This window comes from Paenibacillus sp. FSL H7-0942, assembly GCF_045040715.1.
GTDB lineage: Bacteria > Bacillota > Bacilli > Paenibacillales > Paenibacillaceae > Paenibacillus > Paenibacillus amylolyticus.
In genome coordinates this window covers 3,527,753-3,552,285 of the sequence record NZ_CP150279.1, presented here as the reverse complement: position 1 = coordinate 3,552,285, position 24,533 = coordinate 3,527,753, and the positions used below count along the sequence as shown (strand labels likewise).

The 24,533-nt window shown below is 42.6% G+C and carries 18 protein-coding genes; 4 read left to right on the top strand and 14 right to left on the bottom strand.

The features are described 5' to 3' along the window. Nucleotides 1-60: 60 nt before the first annotated feature. The 7 genes from MHI48_RS15825 to MHI48_RS15795 form a co-directional block, all read right to left on the bottom strand. Nucleotides 61-1,671 carry a response regulator gene (locus MHI48_RS15825; RefSeq protein ID WP_340030396.1) on the bottom strand — a complete coding sequence of 537 codons (1,611 nt, stop codon included), beginning with the start codon at nt 1,669-1,671 and terminating at the stop codon, nt 61-63. Beyond that, complete coding sequence (locus tag MHI48_RS15820; RefSeq protein WP_076327535.1) at nt 1,671-3,410, bottom strand: histidine kinase; 1,740 nt, start codon at nt 3,408-3,410, stop codon at nt 1,671-1,673. The genes MHI48_RS15825 and MHI48_RS15820 overlap by 1 nt, the downstream gene beginning before the upstream one ends. 93 nt (nt 3,411-3,503) lie before the next feature. Beyond that, nucleotides 3,504-5,090 carry an extracellular solute-binding protein gene (locus MHI48_RS15815; RefSeq protein ID WP_036671349.1) on the bottom strand — a complete coding sequence of 529 codons (1,587 nt, stop codon included), beginning with the start codon at nt 5,088-5,090 and terminating at the stop codon, nt 3,504-3,506. A gap of 65 nt (nt 5,091-5,155) precedes the next feature. Beyond that, nucleotides 5,156-6,025 (bottom strand): carbohydrate ABC transporter permease, encoded by an 870-nt coding sequence (locus tag MHI48_RS15810; protein ID WP_076210617.1) that lies wholly within the window; start codon nt 6,023-6,025, stop codon nt 5,156-5,158. 13 nt (nt 6,026-6,038) lie between these two features. Then, complete coding sequence (locus tag MHI48_RS15805) at nt 6,039-6,986, bottom strand: sugar ABC transporter permease (protein ID WP_036671347.1); 948 nt, start codon at nt 6,984-6,986, stop codon at nt 6,039-6,041. A gap of 276 nt (nt 6,987-7,262) precedes the next feature. Further along, nucleotides 7,263-9,548 carry a DEAD/DEAH box helicase gene (locus MHI48_RS15800; RefSeq protein ID WP_405141014.1) on the bottom strand — a complete coding sequence of 762 codons (2,286 nt, stop codon included), beginning with the start codon at nt 9,546-9,548 and terminating at the stop codon, nt 7,263-7,265. Between the two features lie 116 nt (nt 9,549-9,664). Continuing rightward, the gene (locus MHI48_RS15795; RefSeq protein WP_340935895.1) at nt 9,665-11,965 is read right to left on the bottom strand and encodes a stalk domain-containing protein; all 2,301 of its coding nucleotides are present in this window, start codon (nt 11,963-11,965) and stop codon (nt 9,665-9,667) included. Between the two features lie 231 nt (nt 11,966-12,196). Between MHI48_RS15795 and MHI48_RS15790 the strand changes: the two genes are divergently transcribed. The 3 genes from MHI48_RS15790 to MHI48_RS15780 are packed head-to-tail and all read left to right on the top strand — an operon-like array spanning nt 12,197 to nt 15,859. Then, a complete protein-coding gene (locus MHI48_RS15790; RefSeq protein ID WP_340935896.1) occupies nt 12,197-13,660 on the top strand; it encodes a spore germination protein in 1,464 nt (487 codons plus the stop codon). Continuing rightward, nucleotides 13,653-14,741 carry an endospore germination permease gene (locus MHI48_RS15785; protein WP_340935897.1) on the top strand — a complete coding sequence of 363 codons (1,089 nt, stop codon included), beginning with the start codon at nt 13,653-13,655 and terminating at the stop codon, nt 14,739-14,741. The genes MHI48_RS15790 and MHI48_RS15785 overlap by 8 nt, the downstream gene beginning before the upstream one ends. Beyond that, a complete protein-coding gene (locus MHI48_RS15780; RefSeq protein ID WP_405141011.1) occupies nt 14,738-15,859 on the top strand; it encodes a Ger(x)C family spore germination protein in 1,122 nt (373 codons plus the stop codon). Before MHI48_RS15785 ends, MHI48_RS15780 begins: the two co-directional genes overlap by 4 nt. A 164-nt stretch (nt 15,860-16,023) precedes the next feature. On the opposite strand, the gene cls is transcribed toward MHI48_RS15780, so the two are convergent. The 4 genes from cls to MHI48_RS15760 form a co-directional block, all read right to left on the bottom strand. Further along, nucleotides 16,024-17,463: a cardiolipin synthase gene (cls, locus tag MHI48_RS15775; RefSeq protein ID WP_083677348.1), complete on the bottom strand. Its 1,440-nt coding sequence runs from the start codon at nt 17,461-17,463 to the stop codon at nt 16,024-16,026. A 211-nt stretch (nt 17,464-17,674) separates the two neighbouring features. Then, nucleotides 17,675-18,019, bottom strand: coding sequence for a DUF3992 domain-containing protein (locus MHI48_RS15770; protein ID WP_076327542.1), 345 nt, complete (start codon nt 18,017-18,019; stop codon nt 17,675-17,677). An 84-nt stretch (nt 18,020-18,103) separates the two neighbouring features. Continuing rightward, nucleotides 18,104-18,451, bottom strand: coding sequence for an S-Ena type endospore appendage (locus tag MHI48_RS15765; protein WP_076327543.1), 348 nt, complete (start codon nt 18,449-18,451; stop codon nt 18,104-18,106). A 177-nt stretch (nt 18,452-18,628) separates the two neighbouring features. Continuing rightward, a complete protein-coding gene (locus MHI48_RS15760) occupies nt 18,629-19,108 on the bottom strand; it encodes a GyrI-like domain-containing protein (RefSeq protein ID WP_076327544.1) in 480 nt (159 codons plus the stop codon). 105 nt (nt 19,109-19,213) lie between these two features. Between MHI48_RS15760 and MHI48_RS15755 the strand changes: the two genes are divergently transcribed. Further along, nucleotides 19,214-20,188 (top strand): YafY family protein, encoded by a 975-nt coding sequence (locus tag MHI48_RS15755; protein WP_076327545.1) that lies wholly within the window; start codon nt 19,214-19,216, stop codon nt 20,186-20,188. Nucleotides 20,189-20,355: 167 nt separating this feature from the next. On the opposite strand, the gene MHI48_RS15750 is transcribed toward MHI48_RS15755, so the two are convergent. The 3 genes from MHI48_RS15750 to MHI48_RS15740 form a co-directional block, all read right to left on the bottom strand. Next, nucleotides 20,356-21,585 (bottom strand): multidrug effflux MFS transporter, encoded by a 1,230-nt coding sequence (locus tag MHI48_RS15750; protein WP_036615585.1) that lies wholly within the window; start codon nt 21,583-21,585, stop codon nt 20,356-20,358. Between the two features lie 137 nt (nt 21,586-21,722). Continuing rightward, nucleotides 21,723-22,946 carry a macrolide family glycosyltransferase gene (locus tag MHI48_RS15745; RefSeq protein WP_076327546.1) on the bottom strand — a complete coding sequence of 408 codons (1,224 nt, stop codon included), beginning with the start codon at nt 22,944-22,946 and terminating at the stop codon, nt 21,723-21,725. Between the two features lie 70 nt (nt 22,947-23,016). Beyond that, on the bottom strand, nt 23,017-24,381 hold the full coding sequence (locus MHI48_RS15740; RefSeq protein ID WP_076327547.1) for an MFS transporter: 1,365 nt from the start codon (nt 24,379-24,381) through the stop codon (nt 23,017-23,019). Between the last annotated feature and the right edge of the window lie 152 nt (nt 24,382-24,533).

Genomic DNA, 24,533 nt, shown 5'->3' with positions numbered 1-24,533 from the left:
TTTTTTTTTACAGGATTTTGCGAAAAAATCATACATTTTTTTGTATCCTTATTTGAATTCCTACCGTGTCATTTTTATCCGATATTGCTTAGGTGTATCCCCCGTATATTCTTTAAAAAGTTTGCAAAAGTACCCTTCATTGACGATGCCTACTTCCTCGCACAATTCCAATAATGAATAATCTCGAACGTTTAACAACTCGAGGGCGAGATGGATTTTTTTACGGTTAATGTAGCTGATCACGCCTTCATTCATTGTTTTTTTGAATAAGCTACTAAAATACGATGGTGCTAAATTCACTTCCTCGGCAATTGCCTCCAACGTTAAACGTTGTTTCAGGTTTGTCTCTATATAATGCATAGCACTCATAATTTCAGCACGATGTAATAGTTGGCCCGCGTGTACGTATTCAAATGTGAAGTCGCCAATATAGGCGAGCTGCTCCTGAAATGCCATAAATTCCATGGGGAAGTCTGGAACTTCCGTGGCCATCTTATTCCCTGATTTAAATTTCACGGTAATGTCTCTGTACAAATCTCTAATCATTGGCGCCATGATGGACTTGTGGATTTTATGGTCCGTAATAAATTGCGACAGATCGGCAAGTGCATTGTCCAGCTCTTCCTTGGAAATCTTTCGTTTCAGCCGTATAAGAAAATCAGCCAGCTTCTGCTGAAAATCTGCTTTTTTGTCATTATGATATTGGAACCGATGCATCGGTGTTTTTACGACTTTTTCGGTATGATAATAGAAGTCTTCACTCACATTTTTAGCTTCCGTGTACGCCTGTTTGATCGATTCCCAGCCTCGGTGTGGACTTCCAAAAGCGACAGACACCCTTTTATTCAAATATTGATGCAAATGAGAGATGATCTGCCCTCCCAAGGATAGGCAAGCATATTCCGTTTCCATATCACTGCGGTTATTTTCCCAGGATAAAAAGCCAATAAAACGATTATCGGACAGATCCGCAGCTACCCCACTACTACCATTCATCACTGTTTCTTCGATGATATTTGTTATCGCATACTTCAAGATGTTTTGATCTGAGGCCGCGTATTCGTTTCGGAAACTTTCATACGTATTCATCTCAACGATGAAGCAGCAATAGTTGGATTGAAAGAAATGAAACTGCATGCGATTGGCAAAATCCGATGCCCGATGAGAAGGAATTTCACCTCGGATCAATTCGTTAAAAAATTGCTTGCGGACTCTGTATTTATTTTCAAGCACGGATACGTTTAATGAGTGAAATTCCGCTTCTTTTTTCTCGAACTCATTTAAAATTCCGGCTGCCTTATCCAACGCTCGATTCAAATCGGCTTCCCTCAGCGGAACCTTTACAATGTACTCCAATACGTTGGCTTGAATCGCTCGCTGAGCGTATTCGAAGGATGAATAGGCGGTCAAAAGTATGTATTGGGTATGGGGGAGCTCCGCCTTGAGCTGCTCAATCATGGAGATGCCATCCATACGCGGCATTACAATATCGGATATGACGATATCCGGTTTAAGTTTTATGATCTCCTCGATCCCATTCAGCCCATTATTCGCTTTTCCCACCAGAACAAATCGTCGATCCCTATGAGAGAGCTCATTAAAAAACAATTCCAATCGTTGAATGATCAGGTCTTCATCGTCAACAATGAAGCAGGTATAGTCTCTCCCCATTATGCATCTCCTTTTGGCAATTCTGCCGGGAATACAGCGCGTATACGGGTTATTTCCTTAGGTATGCTAATGATATCCAGCCCGAATTGATCTCCATAGTGGAGTCTTATTCGCCCATGAATATTGTTCAGCCCGATTCGTTTCCTTTTTACTTCCTCTTCACTCGGTTCTGAGATTAAAATATGCTTTATTTTATCAGCTGGAATTCCCTCACCTTGATCAATAACTTCGATGATGACGATGCCGTCCTCCCTGTACGCATGAATCGTAATTGGCCCCTCAATTCCCCCTCCGTTATAACCATGGAAGATACTATTCTCCACAAGGGGCTGTAACAGCATTCGGAAAACCAGAAAATCCATCAGTCCTGCTTCAATATCTTCAATCAAGTGGAAGTTTCGGTTATACCGAATGTTCTGGATCTCGATATAGTCCGCTACATTGCGTAATTCCTGGCGTAGGGAAACCTTCTCAGAAGCATCGTCTATCCCGTACTCCAATAATGAAATGAGCGATCCGATCACCACATCTACTTTCTCTATTTGTCCGAGACGTATCACATTGCTGATCGAACCAAGTGTGTTATACAGAAAATGTGGGTTTATTTGAGACTGTAACACCTGGATTTCCAGCTTCCGCTCAAGTTCATTATGAAGCTCGGCCCGGCGAATCAGTTCCACAATTTGCTGTAACATACGATCGAATGCTCGTGAAAGATCTCCAAACTCATCGTTTCGATTAATGGTTATTGTTGTTGTGAGGATGCCTTGCTCTACCTGCTTCATTTTTGTTTTGAGCGTATAAAGTGGTTTTCTTATATATTTGGCAACCAAAAAAGAAATGAACAAACTTAAAAGAAGACCTGCAGCGAGCAACTCGAGGTAATAGGTTTCCAATCTGGACAACGCTGCTTTTAAGCGTGATTCATCGTTGATCGAGATGATGGTCCAGTTGAATTTCTCCGTTGGTTTTTTCAAAAGGGAGACCGGAATACCATCGTTGGTAAACAGTTGAAGGTTTGTTTCTGTCGTATCCAGAATTTCTTCCGCTGACGTCTCTCCGATCGAAAAAGAATGATCTTGAATATTCAGAGGTCCTTTATTTTCAGAAAATCCGGCAATGATCTTACCTGACGCAGTGATCAGAGCCAGATTCATTTGTTCCTGTTTATTAATCTTGAACAAGGTTTCTTCAATGGCATTTAGATCCAAATCAACCGCAATGGCCATAGGAAACGGAGCACCGTTCAGATATCGAACCATCGTAACGGTCCAGCCAGAATACTTCGATTTGTAAGGTTCACTAACAAAGGTAGTCCTTCTATTTTTGTCAGCCGCATCAAATAAAGGTGCTCTTTCAGATAAAGGTTCATCGAATATTCGAGTAGGTGTACTTCCACCCAGAATGGATAAATCACTTTTGATCAAATAAATATTACTGACATAAATACTGTTGAGTTCATACAGCTCTCTTAATTGCTTTTTAATCACTTCGGTATTGTTAATGTTGGCTTTCACTGATGTTTCAACTGAGAAGAGAATCGTCTGGAAGGAGGAAAAATTAACGGTAAAATACTGGTCAACCTTGTCTAATATTTGATTGGTGTAAAAAATGTCATTGGTTCTTATTTCCTTTTGGACATAGCGATAAGACAATTGGCTTATCAAGATGATGCAGCCTAATACAAAGGCAAACACGATAAAAAATAATTTTAAAGGCAAGCTGATTCTTCTTCGCATCCATCATCTTCCTTTTAGTCCCGTTTTAAACTAAGAATAGCATATGCTAATAAAGAGAGGGGCTACGAATAGCCACTCTCTCTTCGTTTATTTTTACTTGATAAGGCCGGCTTCTTTAAATTGCTGGATTGCTGTTTCCTTATATTTCTGCATGTCAAACTTGGTATCCAGCGTCTGGAGGAAATTGTCCCAGTTGGAAAGAGGCTCTTTGCCCGTCATAAATTTAACCAAGCTTTCATTAATGAAACGTGTGCGGTCAGCATCCAAGGTATCGCTAGGGTCAGGGGTCAATAAATTTCCGGGCAGCGTTGGCCCCACATATTGCTGATTGTCCTTGAAAGCTTCCGCTGTCTTCGGATTCTGGAAGCTGAAGTACTCCGCATCATCACCACGGCGCGGCATTCTATAATGATCGACCCACAGGTACTTCTCTTTCATTTCCTTTGATAATTCGGAGGTTTTATTTTTGATCTTGCCGTCTACAACATCCCAATGGATGCCTTTGATTCCGTATGCAAAGTTTGGATAAGCTTCTTCATCCGTAAAGAGATAATTCAGCATGGACAAGATCCGAATGATTTTATCCTCGTCCGCTTTTGCGGATATGGCCCATGAATTGCCCTGGAACGATTTTCTCTCTACAATTTGATCCCCGTAAGGACCTTTCATCGGAGGAATAACGATCCATTCCGGCACCTCGCCACTAATTTCTTTCATTTTCTGCTGATAGTCCGGCTCCAGTCTGCGAGCATCTCTGATCATGAAGCCAACTCTACCCTTAAACATCTTTTGGTCCAACAGATCAGGCGAATTCATCGTCACCCAGTCCGGGTCAACCACCTTGGCTGCCATCATTTTATTAATGTAAGCAAGCGCCTCTTTCATTTTGGGATCGATAAACAGAAATACCGGTTCATTATCTTTTATCTCAACGGCTGAAGGAGGATTGACGCCAAACATCCACATCAAGCTATCAAAGCCATAGGTTTGCAGATTACCTTCTTTATTCATACCACCGATGAATCCGTACGTATCGTTTTTGCCATTCCCGTCCGGATCTTTCTCTGTAAAGGCTTTCATAACTTCAAACAACTCATCAGGTGTCGTTGGTACCTCCATATTCAGCTTTTTCAGCCAATCGTTTCGGATGAAGAAGCTTCGACTGATACCGTTTACATTATCATAGCCTGGAACTCCAATGGTTTTTCCTTGATAGGACATTGCCTCCCATGAGTCGGTGCCAAACCGTTTCTGTAGTTCAGGGAATTGGTCCATATACGGTGTTAAATCCGCAAGAACTCCTTGGTCGTAATATTGCGCAAGGTCAGCACGACTTTTCAAGAAGATCAGGTCTGGAATATCCCCGCCTGCAATGAGTGTATTCAGTTTGGTTGTTGCTTGACCCGCTTGAGGAATCATCATCTCCAAGTCGATGTTCATCTCTTCTTCCAACATTTGGCGTTGAATATCTTCATCACGTGGAGGTACCGGAGCAGCAGCATTAAAAGTGCCTTGGTTAAACATTGAGATTTTCATTTTGGTTGCAAACTGGCCAGACTGGCCTTGCGAATTACTCGAAGTTGTCGATGTAACTTCTTCATTTCCCCCACATCCTGACAAAAGCGTTCCAAGTCCTAAGATTGCCGACAGAATAGCAAATGAAATCTTTTTACGCTGCATATTGACCTCTCCTTTGCTTGTATATTATCACGGTTTCCCCGTAATAAGTTAGGTTGGAACACCTTTTATCCTTTAACGGATCCCAGGAGTACACCTTTGGTAAAATGCTTTTGCAAAAATGGATAAACGATCAATATCGGGACTGTAGTTACAACTACTGTAGCCATCTGCACAGCGAACGTACTGACAGCCCCGGAATTGGCGAGCGAATCAGCGCTTTGAGTTGCGACGTTAAGCAGGATGTTGCGCAAAATCACTTGAAGTGGCATGTAGTTGGAATCATTGATATATACAATAGCATCAAAATAACTGTTCCAATGCCCGACTGCGTAAAATAAGGAAATGGTGGACAGGACGGGTAAGGACAGGGGTAAAATGATCCGCCATAACGTCTGAAGTTCACTGGCACCGTCTACCCTCGCTGATTCCTCGATTTCACCAGGTAATTGCTCAAAAAAACCTTTAATAATCACCAGATTAAATGCACTAATGAGATTTGGAATAATCAATACCCAAGGACTGTTTAACAATCCCAGAGAGCGGATTAGTAAATATGTCGGAATTAAACCCCCACTGAACATCATGGTAAACACAATGAAGAGTAAAAATGGACTTCTTCCGGGCAAATATTTTTTGGATAACGGGTAGGCCGCGATTACCGTAAAAAACACGTTTAACGCAGTGCCTACAATCGTTCGAAATAACGTAATTTTATACGCCTGCCAGATCCCATGCGAGATGAATACTTCTTTATAGGCCAGAAAGGTAAAGGATTCTGGTATAATCACAATCCCTCTTCTTAATACTTCCGATTCTGGCGTTACGGAGACAGCAACCACATATAGAAAGGGCAGCACGCACAGTAGGGATAACAAAATAAGAATTACATAAACGACGGTTTGCCAGACTTTTTCACCGATTGTCATATGGATCATTCTAAAGACCACCTCACCAGATTTGCCCATCGAATTTTTTGGCGAGCTTGTTTGCTGCCAACACTAAAGCAAATCCGATGACAGCTTTAAACAATCCTACAGCAGTAGCCAAGCCAATCTTAAGACGCTCCAACCCTTCCCGGTATACCCATGTGTCGATAATATCGATCTTCTCCTGGTTAAAGGTGTTGGCAAACATGAATATTTGGTCAAAACCCGCATCCAGGATATGGCTTAATTTAAGAATCAGCATCAGAATAATGACTCCTCGAATACCAGGTAACGTGATATGCCAGAGCTGTCTCCATTTGGATGCACCATCCATTCGAGCCGCTTCATATAAGCTTGGATCGATTCCTGCCAAGGCGGCAAGGTACAAAATCGCCCCCCATCCAATATCCTTCCATACTTCAGATAAGATGATCAGCATTCTACCCCAGGCAGGTTCCGTTAGAAACGAGATGGGTTCAACACCAAAATCTTTCAAAATCATGTTAAAGAGACCATCGCCTGGGGCTAGTAAGGCTACCATAATTCCATACACAATGACCCATGATAGAAAATGAGGCAAATAAGTGATCGTCTGTACGATTTTCTTAAACCATTGGCTATACACTTCATTGAGGAGTAAAGCAAGCACGATGGGCGCGGAGAAACCAAACAATAGCTTATACAGCGATATGACGATCGTATTTTTCATGATGTCCCAGAAATAAACGCCGTTCATAAAATCCGTAAAATTTTTGAATCCCACCCATGGGCTATCCCATAGTCCCAAAGCCAGGTTGTAGTTTTTAAAAGCAATCATAATTCCCGCCATAGGAATGTATTTGAATACCGCAAAGTAAATTAAAGCTGGTAATAAGAGAGCATACATCACTTTGTGCTTTTGTATCGTCCTTATCCATGTCTTTCGCTTTTTGGAGATGGGAATGGCGTCCGCTGCCAATTTTGCTTGCATTTCATCACCTCGTCTTTGTTTGTATTTGTATAATAGCACCCGCCTATCGGATAAATTTCTGAAATATCAAGAATTTCTTATAAGATTTTAAGGAAGTGTGCCTGGCTCGTTCCAACAGCTAATCCCGGCAGGTGAGACAAGAACTTGTTCTACTAAAATAAAAAAAGCCGCTATAATAGCGACTTTCAAATGCCGTATTTATACTTCTCCCCAAAAAATCTCAGTTTCATAGTCGAATTCAACAAGTATTGTTCATCGATCGTCACGCTCCCATCACTATTTTGACATCCTATATACTGGCTTCAGTAACAGCTTCAAAATCTTGCTGCCCCAAAAAGCAAATACCGTCGTTCCGGTCCATGAGCTGCGCTTATCTTGGCTGTATTGATCGTTGATCATATAGGTTCGAGTCGAAATAGGACTCTTCAGACCGAACTGTTCCCATTTCTCGGGATCATTCGAACCTCCAAGTTTTCTAAGCATATTTGCCGACTCATGATCTATTTTAGCTGGAATTTGCTCGAATGCTTGGGTGATTTGCGTATGAAACTCGTCGATTGGGTTACGACTGGTAATGCTCTCGAGATGAATGCTTTCACGAATGTAAGAAACAAATGCCAGATGGTCAGCCCAGAACTCGTCGATATAAAAAAGCCGTACACGCCGCTCCGATGGACTCATCAGTCTCTCAGCTTTCAAAATTCCGAGCCGTTCTTCATATAGAATTCGCCTCTGATCCTCCACCGTATCCGAATAACAGTTCAATTCCCGCTGAATATCGAAGTTTTGACCTATAATAACGCGCTGAATATGCTCGATTTTGCTGTGAAGCGCCGGATCATCAAGAACCTCGTCCTGATTTGGGGCGCGAAACAGTCTATGAATGCCAAAGCGAAGCATCAACTCGTCCTCCAGGCTAATATAAAATACGGAAGACCCAGGGTCACCTTGGCGGCCGCAACGTCCGCGCAACTGGTCGTCAATCCGCATGCTTTCGTTCACATATGTACCTATCACGTATAATCCGCCCAGTTTGGCAACCACTTCTGCCTGTGCGGGATTACCGCCGCCGAGACGAATGTCGACGCCGCGCCCTGCCATATTCGTAGATACCGTTACCGCGCCTATTTCTCCCGCTTTAGCGATGATTTCGGCTTCTTTTGCATCGTTTTTTGCATTCAGAACCTGGCAAGGTACGCCAGTAATGGCAAGCGCCTCCGCGAGCATATCAGATTCCTCGACGCTTGACGTACCAATAAGAATGGGGCGTCCTACCCTATGGACGGAAGAGATTTCTTGTACAAGCGCCTTATATTTGGCTTCTTTATGGGTGTAAATTCGGTGTTTGTGGTCGATCCGTATGTTTGGCTGGTTTGGCGGTATTTGCACGACTTGCAGCGCATAGATATCCTCAAATTCCATTGCTGAAGCATGCGCCGTAGCCGTCATTCCGCAAATTCCCGAATACAGGCTAATAAAATGTTGAATAGTGATCGTGCCGAGAATTCTCCCACCTGCCTTCCACTGCAACCCTTCTTTTGCCACCAGCGCAGCTTGCAGCCCGTCCGGCAAATACCTGTCCTCGGCCACACGTCCGGTGTGTTCTTCGATTAGCTCGATTACACCGTCCCTGACGATGTAATCAACGTCTTTTTTTAATAACGATTCCACATGCAGCGCACAATTCAATGACGTTAACCAATGACTGTTATGGCTATCGTACAAATTGCCACATCCCAGCAGCAACTCTGCTTTTGCAGCACCCGCTTCATTCAAGTAAACGTTCCGCTGGAACTCGTCAAAATCGTAATGCTCTCCTGGCTGCAGCTGCCGGGCCACTTCTGCGAAAAGAACGCCATCACTTTTGGAAGCACTCGAATCGCCACTAATGACTAACGGCACTCGTGCTTCATCAAGAAGCAATGAATCTGCTTCGTCGACGATGACGTAATGGAAAGGACGATGCACGGTATCCACTTCATTAAATGCGATTGTGTCACGCAAATAATCGAACCCTGCTTCTTTAGCTGTAACATAGGTTATATCCTTGGCGTAAGCTTCCCGTTTCTCGAACAGGCTCATGCCCGATTGAACCGAGCTTACCGTTAACCCGAGGAAGCGATAGATCGGTCCCATCCACGCTGCATCTCGATTTGCCAAGTAGTCGTTAAAAGTAAGCACATGAACGCCTTTGCCTGTCAAAGCGTTGAGATAAACAGGCATAACGGCAGAGAGTGTTTTTCCTTCACCGGTATGCTGCTCGATCAAAAATCTCTCGTGCAAAGCAATCGCAGCCATAATTTGCACATCATAAGGCTGTAATCCGAGTGTTCTCTTCGCAACCTCGCAGACTAGAGCATAAGCATCAACAAGCAGATCATCCAAAGGCTTGCCTGATCTTGCTTCTTCTTGCAGCCGAAGAGATTCCGCTTGCAGGTGCTGATCATCCCAAACTTCCAAGTTCCGTTTCCTGATAAGCTCCACTTTGTCTCGATAATCCTTCAACAAACGCCGGTTATCTCGCTCTTTGAATTCACGTATCAACTTGACGACTACATTCATCGGAATTTGATTCCTCCTTAGTAGAAATAAGTTGTGAAAAGAAAAGACTCCATATGGAGTCTTTTCTTTCGATGATTAAAGTGCCACCAAACCATTCGTTATAAGAGAAACCTACATTACTTCTCCGATGGGAGTGGTGTAAAGAGCAGATTGACCGGCAGGTTGCTTCCCGGCGCGGCAGAGAATAGAATGGTTACGCTCTCTCCAGTTGACCCGGTGCGGTAAAGCACGCTTTGTTCACTTGAATTGGCAACCGCAACGTTACCATCGGCAATCGATACCAACTGATTGTTCACCAGAGCTACTCCGGAGTACTTCCCTCCACGAGGGTTAAAGGAGATAAGCGTACGTGGTGCAACATTGGTCAGCGTGATTTTGTACAATACGCCGAAATTACCCGCATTGGATGCGTCTGTGTAAGCCATCGGATCTGTTCCTACCAGATTGGGATCGCTTGAATTGTCACCAAGTGGCAGACGGGCAGGTTTGATTCCCACGTGCTCATCGTACTTTATAACGCGAGTCGCATTCGGGTACGTACCACGGTTGTGCACTCCGTCACGATCAAGCACAGGTAGCAATGGCAGAGCTTCGAACGGATCTTTATTTTCTTCCACCAGGATAACGTTATAGTCTAAGGAATAATCGCTATAAGCGTCCGAATAGAGAGAGATGACTTGTCCTTCTTTCATCGGCGTTTTATTAAGTTCGGTCAAAATGAGTTTGCTTTCTCCAGGTTGAAGGTACTCTTTCTTTTGATCCGCTCCAGTCTGAATCGACTTGAACCATTTATCAATAGACAATTTCCCAGCTACGGTAGCATACGGAGTAGGTCCGGCAAAGCCCATATTCTGTTGTTCAAATACGGCCGGATTTGGGTTGTTATTGGTTGCAATCACATACATTTTTACTCTTTTGCCTGTATTGTTCACGTGGTGAATCATGAAACGGGTCTGCCCCAAAGATGATTCTTTATATACAATGCCTTCCGTATTCACAGTTTCCGGACTGTTACTGCGAATCAGCAAACTTGGCTCATCCATGTACGTATAAGGCACTTTCTCCATCGTAGTCACTTCGCCGCCGTTAAAGGTGAATTTCTGTCCTACCGGCGTGAAGAGTAAATTAAAATCGGTAAATGAATATAAGGTCTCATTGGTTATGGTGATGACTTTGGAGTACGTGTTCGTAGCACCGTGATTGTCAGTAACTGTAAGTGTCACCGTTTTTGGACCCGGTTCAAAGAACGCAAGTGAATTGTTCTCCCACGCCGCTTTAACAATATTATTTTCATCATCTGTACTTTGGTCTGTGTATGTTATTTTTTCGCCCATTTTATACTCTTCTTTATCCGTGGCGAACATGGCTACAGGAGGAAGATTAGGAGCCAAAACTTCAATCGTAGTTGAATAGGGATCACTCCATTGACCATTGGAATCCTGTACTTGATATGAAATCGTATATGTACCTGCTTGATCAAATGAATCCTGGCGACCAGTCCAGCGTTCGTCAACGATATCCATTCCATTAGGTGAACTGGAAGAAGTCACGTAGTCCACTTGATCACCCGCAAAGATTTCCTTTTGGGAAATGGTAAAGCTTGCAACAGGTTTTGTATTAAGATTCAACACAACCGTTTTAGCCGACTGATTCACTTTATAGGTGATGTTCAGAGCTTGAGTAATGGAAGTTAACGGCACCATGAAAGTACTTTTTTGCTGATAAGCAGGGCCTTTCATCGTTCTGGTCTCTCCATTAACCGTATAGTCCTTGCTGTTAGTTTTGAATCGGAGTTCATCCTCACCACTAATAATGATGGTTTCCTTGGTTTTGTTATCGTATTTGACGCCATATCCCACACGGTCAACCAACGCACGGATTGCAACATAGGATACACCGTTTTTTACAGCCATTGGCTGTCCAGCAAGATACGTTTTTCCATCCTGCTCCATTTTGTTGCTATTCATGTACAACGTCAGATTTCCACCTGCTACTGCAGGAGACGTCCCATCAACGGATGGTTGCTCTATCTGAGCAGGCGTAGCTGGCGTTTCAACCATCTCAGGGGTTTCCTCTTGAACTACAGGTTTTGTACCCGTTTCGTTTGCAGGGGTCTCTCCCCCATCCAATGCAGGCTTCTCGCTATCTGTTTTGGGTGTTGCCTCAGTGCCGGTTGAGGTTTGAGTGTCCTTGGCTTCAGTGGGCGGAGTATTGATAGATTTGTTATTGCTCTCCGTCTTCACTTCACGCTCTGCAATCGGCTGCTCTTGCTGTAACACCTCAACTGATTCTACATTGGCTGTGTTTACTGACGCGGTGTCACCTTGCGGTGCTGATTGCGCACTCACAGAACCAACTGCAAATGCTTGAAAAACGGCTAAAGCGGTAAAAATGGATAATTTCTTCTTCATATTCATGTGTTGTCTTTGGCTCCTTCTACTCTCTAGTAATGTATAACCCCTCAAAAAGTCATAGTATAGACGCTAGATTTAGGAAAAAGTTTCTAATTGAATTGTAAATTTTGGATTTTTGTGCAACTATTTTTTCAATGTTTGGTTATAAGTTCTTTGAATAAGAAGCGCCTATTGCATAATAGTCTTGATTTTGCACAAGATAATCCATGTCGCATTTTATAAAGAGGTGGATCAATGACCCCAACCAATCAGGCTTTCTCTGAATTAAAAATGAATATTTCTTATGTGGAAAAGTCCCTCTACTGTACAGACGATTTGAAACAACAACAGCTTCTACTTAATGGTGTACAGAGTGTGCTTCTCTATATCGATTCACTTGTAGATCAGGAGATCATTCAAACACATGTCTTAACAGCACTGAATGGCCAAGCTCATTCGGAGATTTACCCATCGTTCACCACTTTAGAAAGTCGAAAAGATACGGATCTGCAACGTGGAATAGATTCACTTATTCAAGGGAAATGTCTTTACATAATCGACGGGCACCCGGAGTTTTACATTCTTTCTACCGAGAAAATGTATGTCCGAAGCACAACCGAACCTGAAAACGAAGGCGTTATTCGAGGGCCGCACAATGGATTCGTAGAGCAGCTTTCGGTTAATTTGAATCTGATCCGTAGACAAATTATTAGTCCATCCTTAATCGTTCGATATTTTAACGTCGGCGAGAAGACACATACCAAAATTGCAGTTGTATATCTTCAGGACTTGGCCAATCCGGAGTTAGTGAACGAAGTAAAAGAGCGAATCACGTCCATATCTTCAGATATGGTGCTCGCTCCAGGTTTTATTGAAGAGTTTATGGAGGATAACCCCTTCTCTCTGTTTCCCCAGCAGCTCAATACAGAAAGACCTGACCGGGTTATTGCCAACTTGATGGAAGGACGTGTCGCCATACTTGCCGAAGGAAGTCCTTCAGCTCTTATTGCTCCAGTTACGTTTTTTGCTTTTTATCAAAGTCCGGATGATTATCATGGTCGCTGGATTGTCAGTTCCTTTTTACGTTTAATTCGCATGATGAGTTTTGTCATTGCTTTTACATTACCTGCTGTTTATATTGCAACCATCTCTTTTCACTCCGCTATTTTACCGATCGAACTGGCACACACAATCAAGAAATCATTGCAGAACATCCCCTTTCCTGCACTTGTAGAGGCAATGTTGCTTGAACTGATCTTTGAAGTATTAAGAGAAGCCGGGGTCCGACTTCCCAGCCGAGTGGGCCAGACCATCGGCATCGTTGGCGGTTTGGTTATCGGAGATGCTATCGTTCGTGCGGGGCTTGTATCCTATACAATGATTATTGTGGTTTCACTAACCGCTATCTCGTCGTTTTTGGTGCCTTCGCATGAGATGAGTTCGGCAGTCCGTATTCTCCGCTTTCCAATGATGATTGGAGCGGCGCTTTTTGGATATATCGGCATCGCATTTGGTCTGGTGATTCTAACCATTCACCTCTGTAAGATGGAAAACTTCGGATCGCCTTATTTTGCTCCAGTGGCCCCTTTCAGATTAGCCGACATGAAGGATGTATGGATTCGATTTCCCATCTGGGCGCTTCGCGGGCGTCCTCATGATGCCCGCCCGCAGCGGCTGAATCAGCAGAAGTTCTCTAGGAGTTGGAAAAAACGTGAATAAGGAAACAACAATTACTCGGGGACAATTATTCTTGCTCATTTTGAAATTTGAAATTGGTGTAGATATCTTGTCCCTCCCTTACCGTATACACCTTCTCTCTAAAGGCGGTGGGTGGATCTCTGTATTCCTTGGAGGGGTCCTGATCCAACTTGTCATATTGTTGTGCTGGCTTTTGATGCGAAGATTCCCGAGTTCATCCATTTATGACATTGTAACGCTGATTACGGGGAAATGGATTGGCAAGTTGCTGATCATTGCCTACGTTGGATATTTCCTGTTAATGGGTACTTCTGTTCTGGTGAACGCCTACAGTGTGATTAACCGCTGGATGCTGCAGGATACGCCTCGGTGGGCTATATTAGCCCTCTTCTTGTTCAGCAGTATCTATTTGGTTCGGCAAAAATTACGAATCATTGCCCGAGTACTGGTACTCATCTCCTTTTTGGTCTTGCCCATGATGGTATTGATCAGTTATGGACTCAAGGAAGTCAATCTGTTATATCTTTTGCCTTTAACCGAAGCAGGATGGCCCAATATCATTAGTGGATCAACCGAAACATTAATGGCTATGTTTGGATTCGAGTTTTTTCTCGTTGTGTTTCCTATGGTTGAAGGTAGCAGCGGTGGCAAACTCAAGTCTGTTGCTTTAGCAAGTGCTGTAGTTGTGGTGTTGTATGCATTCACCGTGTTCATTTGTTCAACGGCGTTCAGCCCCCAGCAACTTGACTTAATGCCTGAACCGGTCATATATCTGCTCCGCTCTATCCCACTCGGAACAATGGATCGGGCCGATTTCCTGTTCCTCCCTATCTGGTTAATATCCATTTTTGGGGCCATATGTGGCTATTACTATACGGCATCCTATGGTATAAGTTATCTCTTCAAACAAAAACACCATAAAAAAGCGGTGCCTTATGTCGTTCTTGCTTCTTGCATAATTGCCTATCTGCCACAACAGAAGGAAAAACTTGAGTTAATTAGTACGATAGCCAACAGATCGGCATACTTTTTTCTCATGATCCTGCCTCTGCTCCTGTTGGTTCTATCTTATATAATGAAACGAAAAGAGAAGATGATATGAGTAAACGGGGGAAAATCCTCATCCTGCTGACCCTGCTCATGGTGATGACGGGATGTTGGGATCAGGATAGTTTAAAAGATGCAAGACTGGCTAATGCTTCGGCGTTTGACATCACCTCAGAGGGTGAAATTAAACAGACGCTTGAAATTGTCGATGATTCTGAGAGTCAACAAGGGAGCAACGGTAATGAAGTCCACTCAGGCACCGGGAGATCCGTCCGTCAAAGTACAGATAGAATTCGTGCTAAAGTGACTGGTGATATCCGGTTTTTCAAATATGGGATGATCTTATACGGCAACAAACTCGCACAAAATGATATCTATCCCTACCTGGACGTCTTATATCGGGAACCCGATTACCCAACCTCACATGTGAAAATTGCGATTGTGGATGGCGATGCCGGAGATCTGTTACACCAAAAAAAAGTTGGCAGCATATTGATTGGTGATTTTATTACGAAAAAAATTAAGAGTCTGGAGGAATTATGTATTTTTCCGGAAATGACGTTAGAGACCCTTCTCCCTCCCATGCTGGATCCGGGACAGGATTTTACACTGCCTTATCTATATAAGGACGGAGAGGAGATTGATGCTCGGGGAATCGCCCTGTTTCATGGGCAAAGATTCAATGGGAGTCTTACTACCGAACAGGCTCCTCTATACATTATTATGAGTGGGAAATGGAATAAAACAGCGCGTTTTGTCAAAAAGGTCCACGCAGGGCCGTCCAACAACCCGCGGAACTATGTCACTTATGAAGCAAATATCGCACAAATTAAGCGTAAACTTGCGGTAAAGGTGGCAAGTGATAGCCAAATTGATGTGAACCTCCGTATCGAACTTCCAGTAACGATCGTTGAGTATGCAATGAATCATCTTCAGGAAAAAGACACAATTGAACGTCTGAACCGCAAGTTAACCGATGACATGACTCAGGACGCAGAACAAATTATCAAGACACTTCAGCAAAGTGGTTGTGATTCCTTCGGTATTGGCAGACATTTAATTGCCCATTACCCGGACTTATGGAAAAGCCTAAACTGGAATAAAGAATATGCCCAAGTTCGTTTTCACCCGGAAGTAAAGGTTACAATAGTCGGCAGCGGCGTTTTAAATTAATAACATGCTGTCGTGCAATTGGGAAAGCTCTCTTCCATTTGGAAGAGAGCTTTTAACTGTTGACTTAAAAAAAAGGATTTCCTAATACCTCTAGTCGTTAAGAAGAACTTCAGTGAAAAGCTTTATCGTGCCTGGTTGAGTATAACATCGGCAGTGAAGCTGACCTATAAAATAGGTGAAAGAAGCCGTGATATTCCTTCTTTAAATTTTATAATAAGGGACCTGTTTCTATAACGATCAGAAGTAAGTTCTGTACTTAACTGGCTATCTTGATGAAACAATTCTTGAAGTTGTTTCGCAACTCGCTCGTCATATACAATTGCATTCACCTCAAAATTCAATCTAAAGCTCCGGGAATCAATATTCATCGTCCCTACTGAAGCGACTTCTTCGTCTACTACAATGGTCTTTGCGTGTAAGAATCCATTATCATACAACAGAATCTTGGCTCCATAGTCCAATAATTCACCAGCATACGCCCAAGTCGCCCAATATACAAACGGGTGATCGGGCTTATTGGGAATCATAATGCGCAGATCCACCCCGGATAGCAGTGCGATTTTACATGCATCCATAAAAGTGCTGTCAGGAATAAAGTAAGGCGTTTGAATATACACACTCTTTTTGGCATTTACTATAAGCTTGATGTACATATTCTTCAGGTGTTCCACCTGTGAGTTAGGACCACTAGACACAATCTGAACTGGACTTGAACCATCAAGCCTTGCTGTGTTGAAGGAGTATTGTTCGTAACTTACTTGATCGGATTTGCTAGCGTGTTTCCAATCCAAAATAAACCTTCCTTGAATATGATTAACGGCATCTCCGTGCATTTTAAAATGTGTATCACGCCAGTATCCAAACTTTTTATCCATGCCTAGATACTCATTCCCCAGATTAAATCCGCCAATATAAGCAATCTCTCCATCAATAATACAAAGTTTTCGATGATTTCGATTATTCATACGGAAATTTAATGGCCTAATCAGTGACGGGAAAAAGACCTCTACTTCTCCACCGGCAGAGATCAGTTCTCTGAAAAACTTCAATGAAAGTTTCTTTGAACCAATTTCGTCATAGAGAACTCGCACTTTTACGCCTTCTTTAGCTTTTATGGTTAATTCATCTCGTAATTTCTTCCCTAAGGAATCCGGTTGAATAATGTAATATTGGATGTTAATCTCTTTCTTGGCATCCTTGATATCAGCAAATAAAGAATCAAATTTCTCTTGTCCATCATCGAAGATGAATATCTCATTGTCATTGGTTAAGATTGCATTGGATGATGTGAGATTCAATTGAATCAGGTCAGCATATTTCATGAGCAGGGGGTTGTTTTCCTTACGTTGCTCCTTCAATGTCACTAACTGGTTCTCGACAATTAACTTTAGGGAGTTTCTCTCTTCAGCTGAAAGTCCGTAGAAATTTTTCTTTTTAAGGTTACGTCCCAAAAATAGATAAACGATAAAACCTAAAATAGGAATGAAGTAAAATATCATGAGCCAGGCCCAAGTATAACCAATGTCTCTCCTTTCAAAAAACAAAAATACCGCTGAGAGTAATATGTTTATAATCATAACGAGCGAAAGTATCAGCGTGACCATACTGCTATATCTCCTGCCTTCCATTGACTTTATGTAAATAATAAAAAATGCTTATTACTTAGCTGTTCTCGAATGAAGCCGCCATCACAAAGAATATGATAACATACTTGAGGAATACTAAATCTATTAAATGATAATTACTAGACATCGAACTAAAAAAGAATCCACTTCCTATAAAAGAAGGGATTCTTTTGCATTGAATATCCTATACTTAGAATCTGTAATTCAAAGAGAACGCAATTTTGATACTTGTTGTTCCCGCACCGGCTCCAATGAGACTTATAGTATTAATTGTTGGTGCAGTATAAGATCTACTGCTACCTGGGGCTACGACAAAACCAGGAATTTGAACACCGTCAATAAGCAAAGCAGCGGTGGGTGAAGCCCCCACTCCGTTATTCTCAATTAGAATAGTTCCGTTTACCAGAAACGTTGAGGAATTTTCGTATATAATTGTTGGTGTCCCTCCCGTATCTGACAAACTTATCGTAGTACATACGGCATCGTTTACCACCGCTGGAGAAACCGTATTATTACAATTACCAATTTGAGCCATTTGTGAACCTCCTTAAAAATGCTCTTTCTATAAATATATGTGGGGAGATAGTAGTGGTTCGGGCTATTCCAACTTTGTTTCCATTTATTCCTCATCCTCTTCTTCATTTAGAACTTGATAGTATATATCTATTCCAAATGTGCCGCTTGCAATATTGTTTAAGCTCTTTTCAATCTCCACTTCAATATGATGCATTCCGGCACAGCTAAAAGCACAGGTGTTACCCGGTAGAACAGGAAGCGAACACGTTCCTTCATTATGTATTATGTTCAAAAAGACAGATGAATTACTTTGTTTATGATTATAAATACTTACTGTACCATGTACTTTTAAGGTTGAAGATGCTGACCACAGGGTTAAAACCTCTGTTATGGTTGCTGAATTTATATGGAACTCCCCACAAATAGTTGTTTCAGCGAGACGAGTATTCACTCAGACTGCTCCCTTCCATAATTCTTCCTTTCATCTATTTTATTAGTGATCTGCTGTTTTCATGTATGATTATGCTCCTAATGAACAACATAAAAACCGCTACATTAGCGGCTTTTAATAGTACTATGTTCGTGACTTTAAACGATATACGACCGACTATCCAATCTCCCCTGCTCGTTAGTTCCTTACAACAGGAATCCACATTTCACCATATACCAAACCGTTTTTCTCTCCCATTTTAACTGTTGTATTTGGACCGCCAACATAGGCATAATCTTTTTCTACGGGGAGGGCTTGACCAAAGGCAATGCCAGTAAGCATATTATTGAGCGCATCAGCCGTTTCAGCTTCGCCCTTCACAACCAGGTATTCTCCCTTAGGAAATTGGATTACTCTCGTTGCTTCTGGCAAAGTTTCTGCTGTCATGACACCAGCATAATGCATCATCTGGTTATTTACTGCTTCGTTTACTGCAAAAATGTAGTCGTTTGTTGCCAGAGACTTTAGTTTGTCCAGGCTTCCATCCTCTTTCACCGTGGACCAAAAATCCGCCTTCTCCTTGCTGATGCCAACATAGTCTGTATAGTCGCTCTTAAGATCCGTTCCAATACCTAACACGATAAAGCTCTCTTTTTCTTCGAAATGATAATTACTCATGGTTTACACCGTCCTCTTTAAATTTTCAATTGATTTGTGTTTTCACTTGATAGGTTTATAATAACCTTAAATCATGTCAGAATATGATACTGTTTAGGGGGCCCAATGAAAAAAGTTGAACGCATTAATACCATCACGCGGTATATCAATAACCGTGCACACTTTACCATCTCTGAAATCATGCGAGAATTTAATATTTCTCGTTCGACAGCCATTCGAGATATCAGAGAAATTGAAGCCATGGGAATGCCACTTGTCGCTGAAGTTGGGCGGGACGGGGGTTATTTTGTCATGAACAACTCCCTCCTGCCCACGGTACGGTTTACCGATAATGAAATCAAAGCGTTATTCATTGCTTTTATGGCGACAAGAAATCAACAGCTTCCTTATCTGAAGAGTCGTCAATCTTTGGCTGAAAAATTATTGGGCCTTATCTCAGAAAATCAGCAAGATGACCTTGTACATTTGAATCAAATATTGCTTTTTGAAGGAACCAATCCCCATAATCCAGACTTGCTTGATCTATCAGACCTGCCTCACCCTACCTTGGAAAAACTCATCCAAATTCTTCTTATAGAACGTTATTTGTTAGTTACTGTCCAAGAAGAGAAGAAAACAAAATCCTATCCCATTGTTCTCTTGCACCTTCATCATCAAAAAGGCCATTGGATCATTGAAGGTTTTGACCTGGAGGAAGAAAAAAGACGAATCGTATCCGTTGACAACCTCATCCATGTCGAAGCATACCCGGCGAAAAAAAGACTGAGTACAAAAAAGATTGTAGAACAACTCAAACGAAATACGCAGGAAGAAGTTATCAACCTTGTCCTGGAACTTGGCCCAAAGGCGATTGCGCAATTCAAAAAATACCATCCTTTAAAGTTTTCAATTGCCTATACAAATCCATACCAGACTACGGCTGTCCTAAAGGTATTTATGAATGTTCATAACTCAGAAGAGTTAACCGAAATCACCAATTGGTTGCTTTTTCTAGGTGAAGATATCAAGGTGAATGAGATTCCGGAAGAAGTTCTGGATGCTGTACAAGAGAGATTAAGCTTATATCAAATCAAGCAGTGAGCAGCCCCCTCCTACCTAGTCTCTCCATTATCTAACAATGCCTTACCTGAATTCAGGCTGAGGGTTCAGTACGGAAAACCAAAAAAAAGCCGCTGTGTTAGCGACTTGTAATGGAATCATATTCATTCATGTCACACGCCAATGCTTGGCGAGCTGTTCCTTCTATACTAGAAGTCAGCATTAGACTGGGCATGATTAGGTGTATGCTGCGGGACGTTTTTAACGAGTAGGAAATAAGTAACAATGGCAATGATACTGGTCATTAACAAAGTGAGTCCTAACGGGACGGCAGTGTCCTCACCTGCGATGCCGACCAGAGGAGCAACCAGTGCACCCAGAAGAAAAGGAACGACTCCAAGCAGTGCTGCTGCACTTCCGGCCATCTTAGCTTGACTCTCCATGGCAAGTGGGAATGCCGCTGTAGACGTAATGCCGATCGAGCATACGAAGAAGAACAATGGAATCACCAATGCGAAAAGTGGACCATGAGCCAGGGTTACGACCAAAGCAGCCACACTTGCTATTATAGCAAGCCATAGTCCAGATAATAGCAGCGTCTGCTCAGGGATACGTTTGGCCAATCGACCCACGATTTGAGATCCGATGATCAAGCTGATGCCGTTTGAAGCAAACAGTATAGCAAATACCGTCGGTGTAACTCCATATATATTTTGGTAAATGAATGGGGTTCCGGCCACATAAGCAAAGACCCCTGCCGTCATGATTCCCTGTGCCAGCATGTAACCAACAAACTTGCGGTCACGCAGAAGCATTCTGTAATTACCCAATTGCTGTTTGAAGTCAGGAACTATACGTCTTTCGACGGGGTGTGTTTCTTTTAAGCTCCACTTTGTCATGATTAATAAGAAAATCCCCAAGAATGAAAGGCAGATAAATACGCCAATCCATGTTGTGAAGGAAAGAACCCCACTTCCCGCAATCGGTGCTGCCAAAGGCCCCAGATTCCCTACAAGCAACAGCAAAGAGAAAAATTTAGTGAGTTCATGTCCACTATATAGATCTCTAGCTATCGCACGGGAAATGACAATTCCAGCTGAAGCCGCAAATCCTTGCGTGAAACGAAACAAAATCAATAGTCCGATATTCGGAGCAAAAGCACATGCCAAGGAACAAATAATATAGGCTGCCATACAGATCAACAATGGTCTACGTCTACCGTACGCGTCACTCAAAGGCCCCATAACAAGTTGTCCTACACCCAGTCCTAATAAACAAGCAGTTAGGCTAAATTGTACAAGTGATGCCGTTGTATTCATATTTTGTGCAATCTCCGGAAAAGCCGGTAAATACATATCAATCGTAAATGGACCTAATGTAGAAAATAAACCTAGTAGTATTGCCAGTCCAAAAACATTCCAATTCGTGCTCTTCGCCATAATAAATAAAATCTCCAATTCCTTTATAATTTGCAAGCCTAATCGAGTATAAGACATAGAGTTAACTGTAGGTCAAGTCTTAAGACTATTAAAACCAAAAAAAGCCGCTTAATAAGCGACTTTGAATGGAAAACTATTTAAATTGTGTAACTCCCCCGGCCTGAACCCATATGACTCATAATCATTTCAGCGGCTCGCTTGTAACCGCCAGCCTGCCTTAAAGATTCACCAATCAGGTAAGCCTGCCGTCTATAAAGTGAATTGTGTAGTACTTCTGTTAATGCCTCTCTCAAATTAGTTGCATTGAGATTATGTTTATTTAAAGTAATACCCGCGCCCAACTCCTGTACCCGATTGGCGACAAGAGGCTGATCCGATGTTAATGGAATCATCACCATTGGAACGTTATAATATAACGCCTCACTTGTGCTGTTCATTCCAGCATGTGTAATAAAAACATCGGTATGCTGCAACATGTCCAACTGGGCAATGTATGGCTTCACGATAAAATTAGGAGGTATTTGATCAGCCAGCGGCTCCATATCCGTGTATTTTCCTGAAGATAAAACAACATTCACGGGTAGATCCCCTAATGCTTCAAAACAAAGCTGATAGAAATCCAAATTTTTATTTAAAATCGTACCCATAGCAATGTACACGGTTTGCGGGTACCGTTCACGAAGCAACTCAAACGAGAAGGTCGGAGCATCTTGACGTGTTATGATCGAAGGACCCGTGAAAATAAAACGATCATCCAGCTTTTCTGCCTGCGGCTGAAAATAACGGCTGGTGTACACGAGCTTTAACTGACCTGTATGTGCCGGAATCTCTTCCATAGCTGGAATACTCACTTGAAGCTCTTCAGCTAACTCCGTTGTGATCTTCATCGTAGCCTCATAAAGCTCCTTCGTCTCCGTCTCATTCAGAACTGAGCTAGATCCCAGAGGCTCCACAAAAGCAAAGGACGCAATCGAGCACACCGCAGGAATTCCCAGTTTTTCTGCAAGAATAGTCCCTCCCCATCCCATCAGGGAATCAAAGATCATATAATCGAACTTTTGATCCTCGATCACCTGTAGCACATTGGGGATGATCCTCCGGATAATACCGCTTACCATCATATAAATGAACTGATAAGAATGCTTGTATTCTTGGGGTTTCAACACCGGATCATGAGAGAAGGCATCTTGTGGAAACGGATAGGTAATGATCTGGGCACCGGTTTGTTCAATTCGGGAACGGTACTCCTCCGTGCACACATAGATGACTTCCTCACCATTGTCTATCAACTGAGTAACTAATCCTAACGATGGATTCACATGTCCTTCAGCTGGAGTAATGACTACTAATACACGTGCCATCTTACCCACCTCCCGATGCAATTAGTCCCCCCGTTCTTCATGATGTATTTAACGACGCGGTCGTCATCCGTTACATGGAGATGTTATCCTTCACTTGGTTGATTGGATGATGTTCTTGATGAACGAGTTTGGTAATTCGTAGTGATGCCAAGAAACTTAACAAGACCCATAATAATTGCAGTGTTAACACGATCAAAACACCTGTCGATATGCCCCACTGTAACGTTTCGGACAAGGCAATCAGAGCGCCACCAACTCCAATGCTTACGCCCATATAGAAGGAATCCACAAATTGCAGATTCGCGGACATTTCGCCCTCTTTCCTGGGCAAGGCATGTTGTAAAGCAATGGCTGCTGTTGTAGGGTTGGCCAATCCAACACCAAACCCTGTAATCATTTGTGAGAGAAGGATGAGTATAATCCCGCCGTCCGTCAAAATAAGAGCCAGGATCACAAGTGCAGTTCCAACGATCATAATCCCAATGCCCGTCATGACCCTACCCTTTCGGGCACGACCTTGATCTCGTGCATCAAGCTTGGCTTGTAACCACGCTGCGGCGGACCAGCTCAGAGAACCTGCTGCTACGATGAGGCCAGCAAGGTCAGCTGATAACCCCTTCACTTCGGTTAGCGCCAAGATCACAAAACTTTCCGTTGTAAAATAACAAGCAACATATAGCCCTCTCGATACCAAAGTAGCAGGCAATCCTTTTTTTACCGAAAAAGTCCCTACTGGCAGCAATTTACGCATTGGTTGGATCATGATGACTAATCCAGCCAAAGTGAGTACTATGCCTTTCCAATCGGTTATCATACCAAGTCCTGTGAGTAACAGCCCCGTTCCAACCGCAAGCAGAATCGCATACATAATCTTTGAGTCGGTTGCTCGCGCTGGACCTGACAGATCTTGCTGAAGCTGCAAATTACGGAAAGAACGGAATGTGAGACTCAACGCTATTCCAATCAAGGGTAAAACGATCCAGAAAACATATCGCCACGAGATGTAGGAAGCTATAAGGCCTGCTGCATAAGGTCCGATTAAGGTAGGCAGGACAAATGCCATGGAGAATGCGGCCAGGATTTGAGTACGAAGTGTATCTGGATAATGTAACGTCACACAGGTATAAACGCATGTGATCAGGGCCCCTGCTCCAAAACCTTGAAGGGCTCTTCCGGCAATAAGCATGTGCATATCGAAAGAAATAGCGGAGACCACAGTTCCTAATACAAAAACACTAAAAGATATCAGCATAGATGTAAAAACACCGCGCTTGTCAATCTGCTGACCCATAACCAAAGTTCCAATAAGCTGAGATAACAAAAATGCGCTGAAAATCCAACCGTATAAATGAATGCCATCTAAACTTTGTGCCATTTTCGCGGCAATCGTTGTGATAGCCAGTCCTTCAAAAGCTACGGTTGCCAGAACCAGCATAATCCCAATTGTAGGCGCCCTGTACTGAGCATCAAAAATCCCAATCTGATTGTTGTTTGTCTTCTACACCTCCATAATTTGATGGATATTATGGTAAAATAAACCTTTTTACTTCCTGAATATACATGAAGTGTTATACTTTGTAAAGTTAA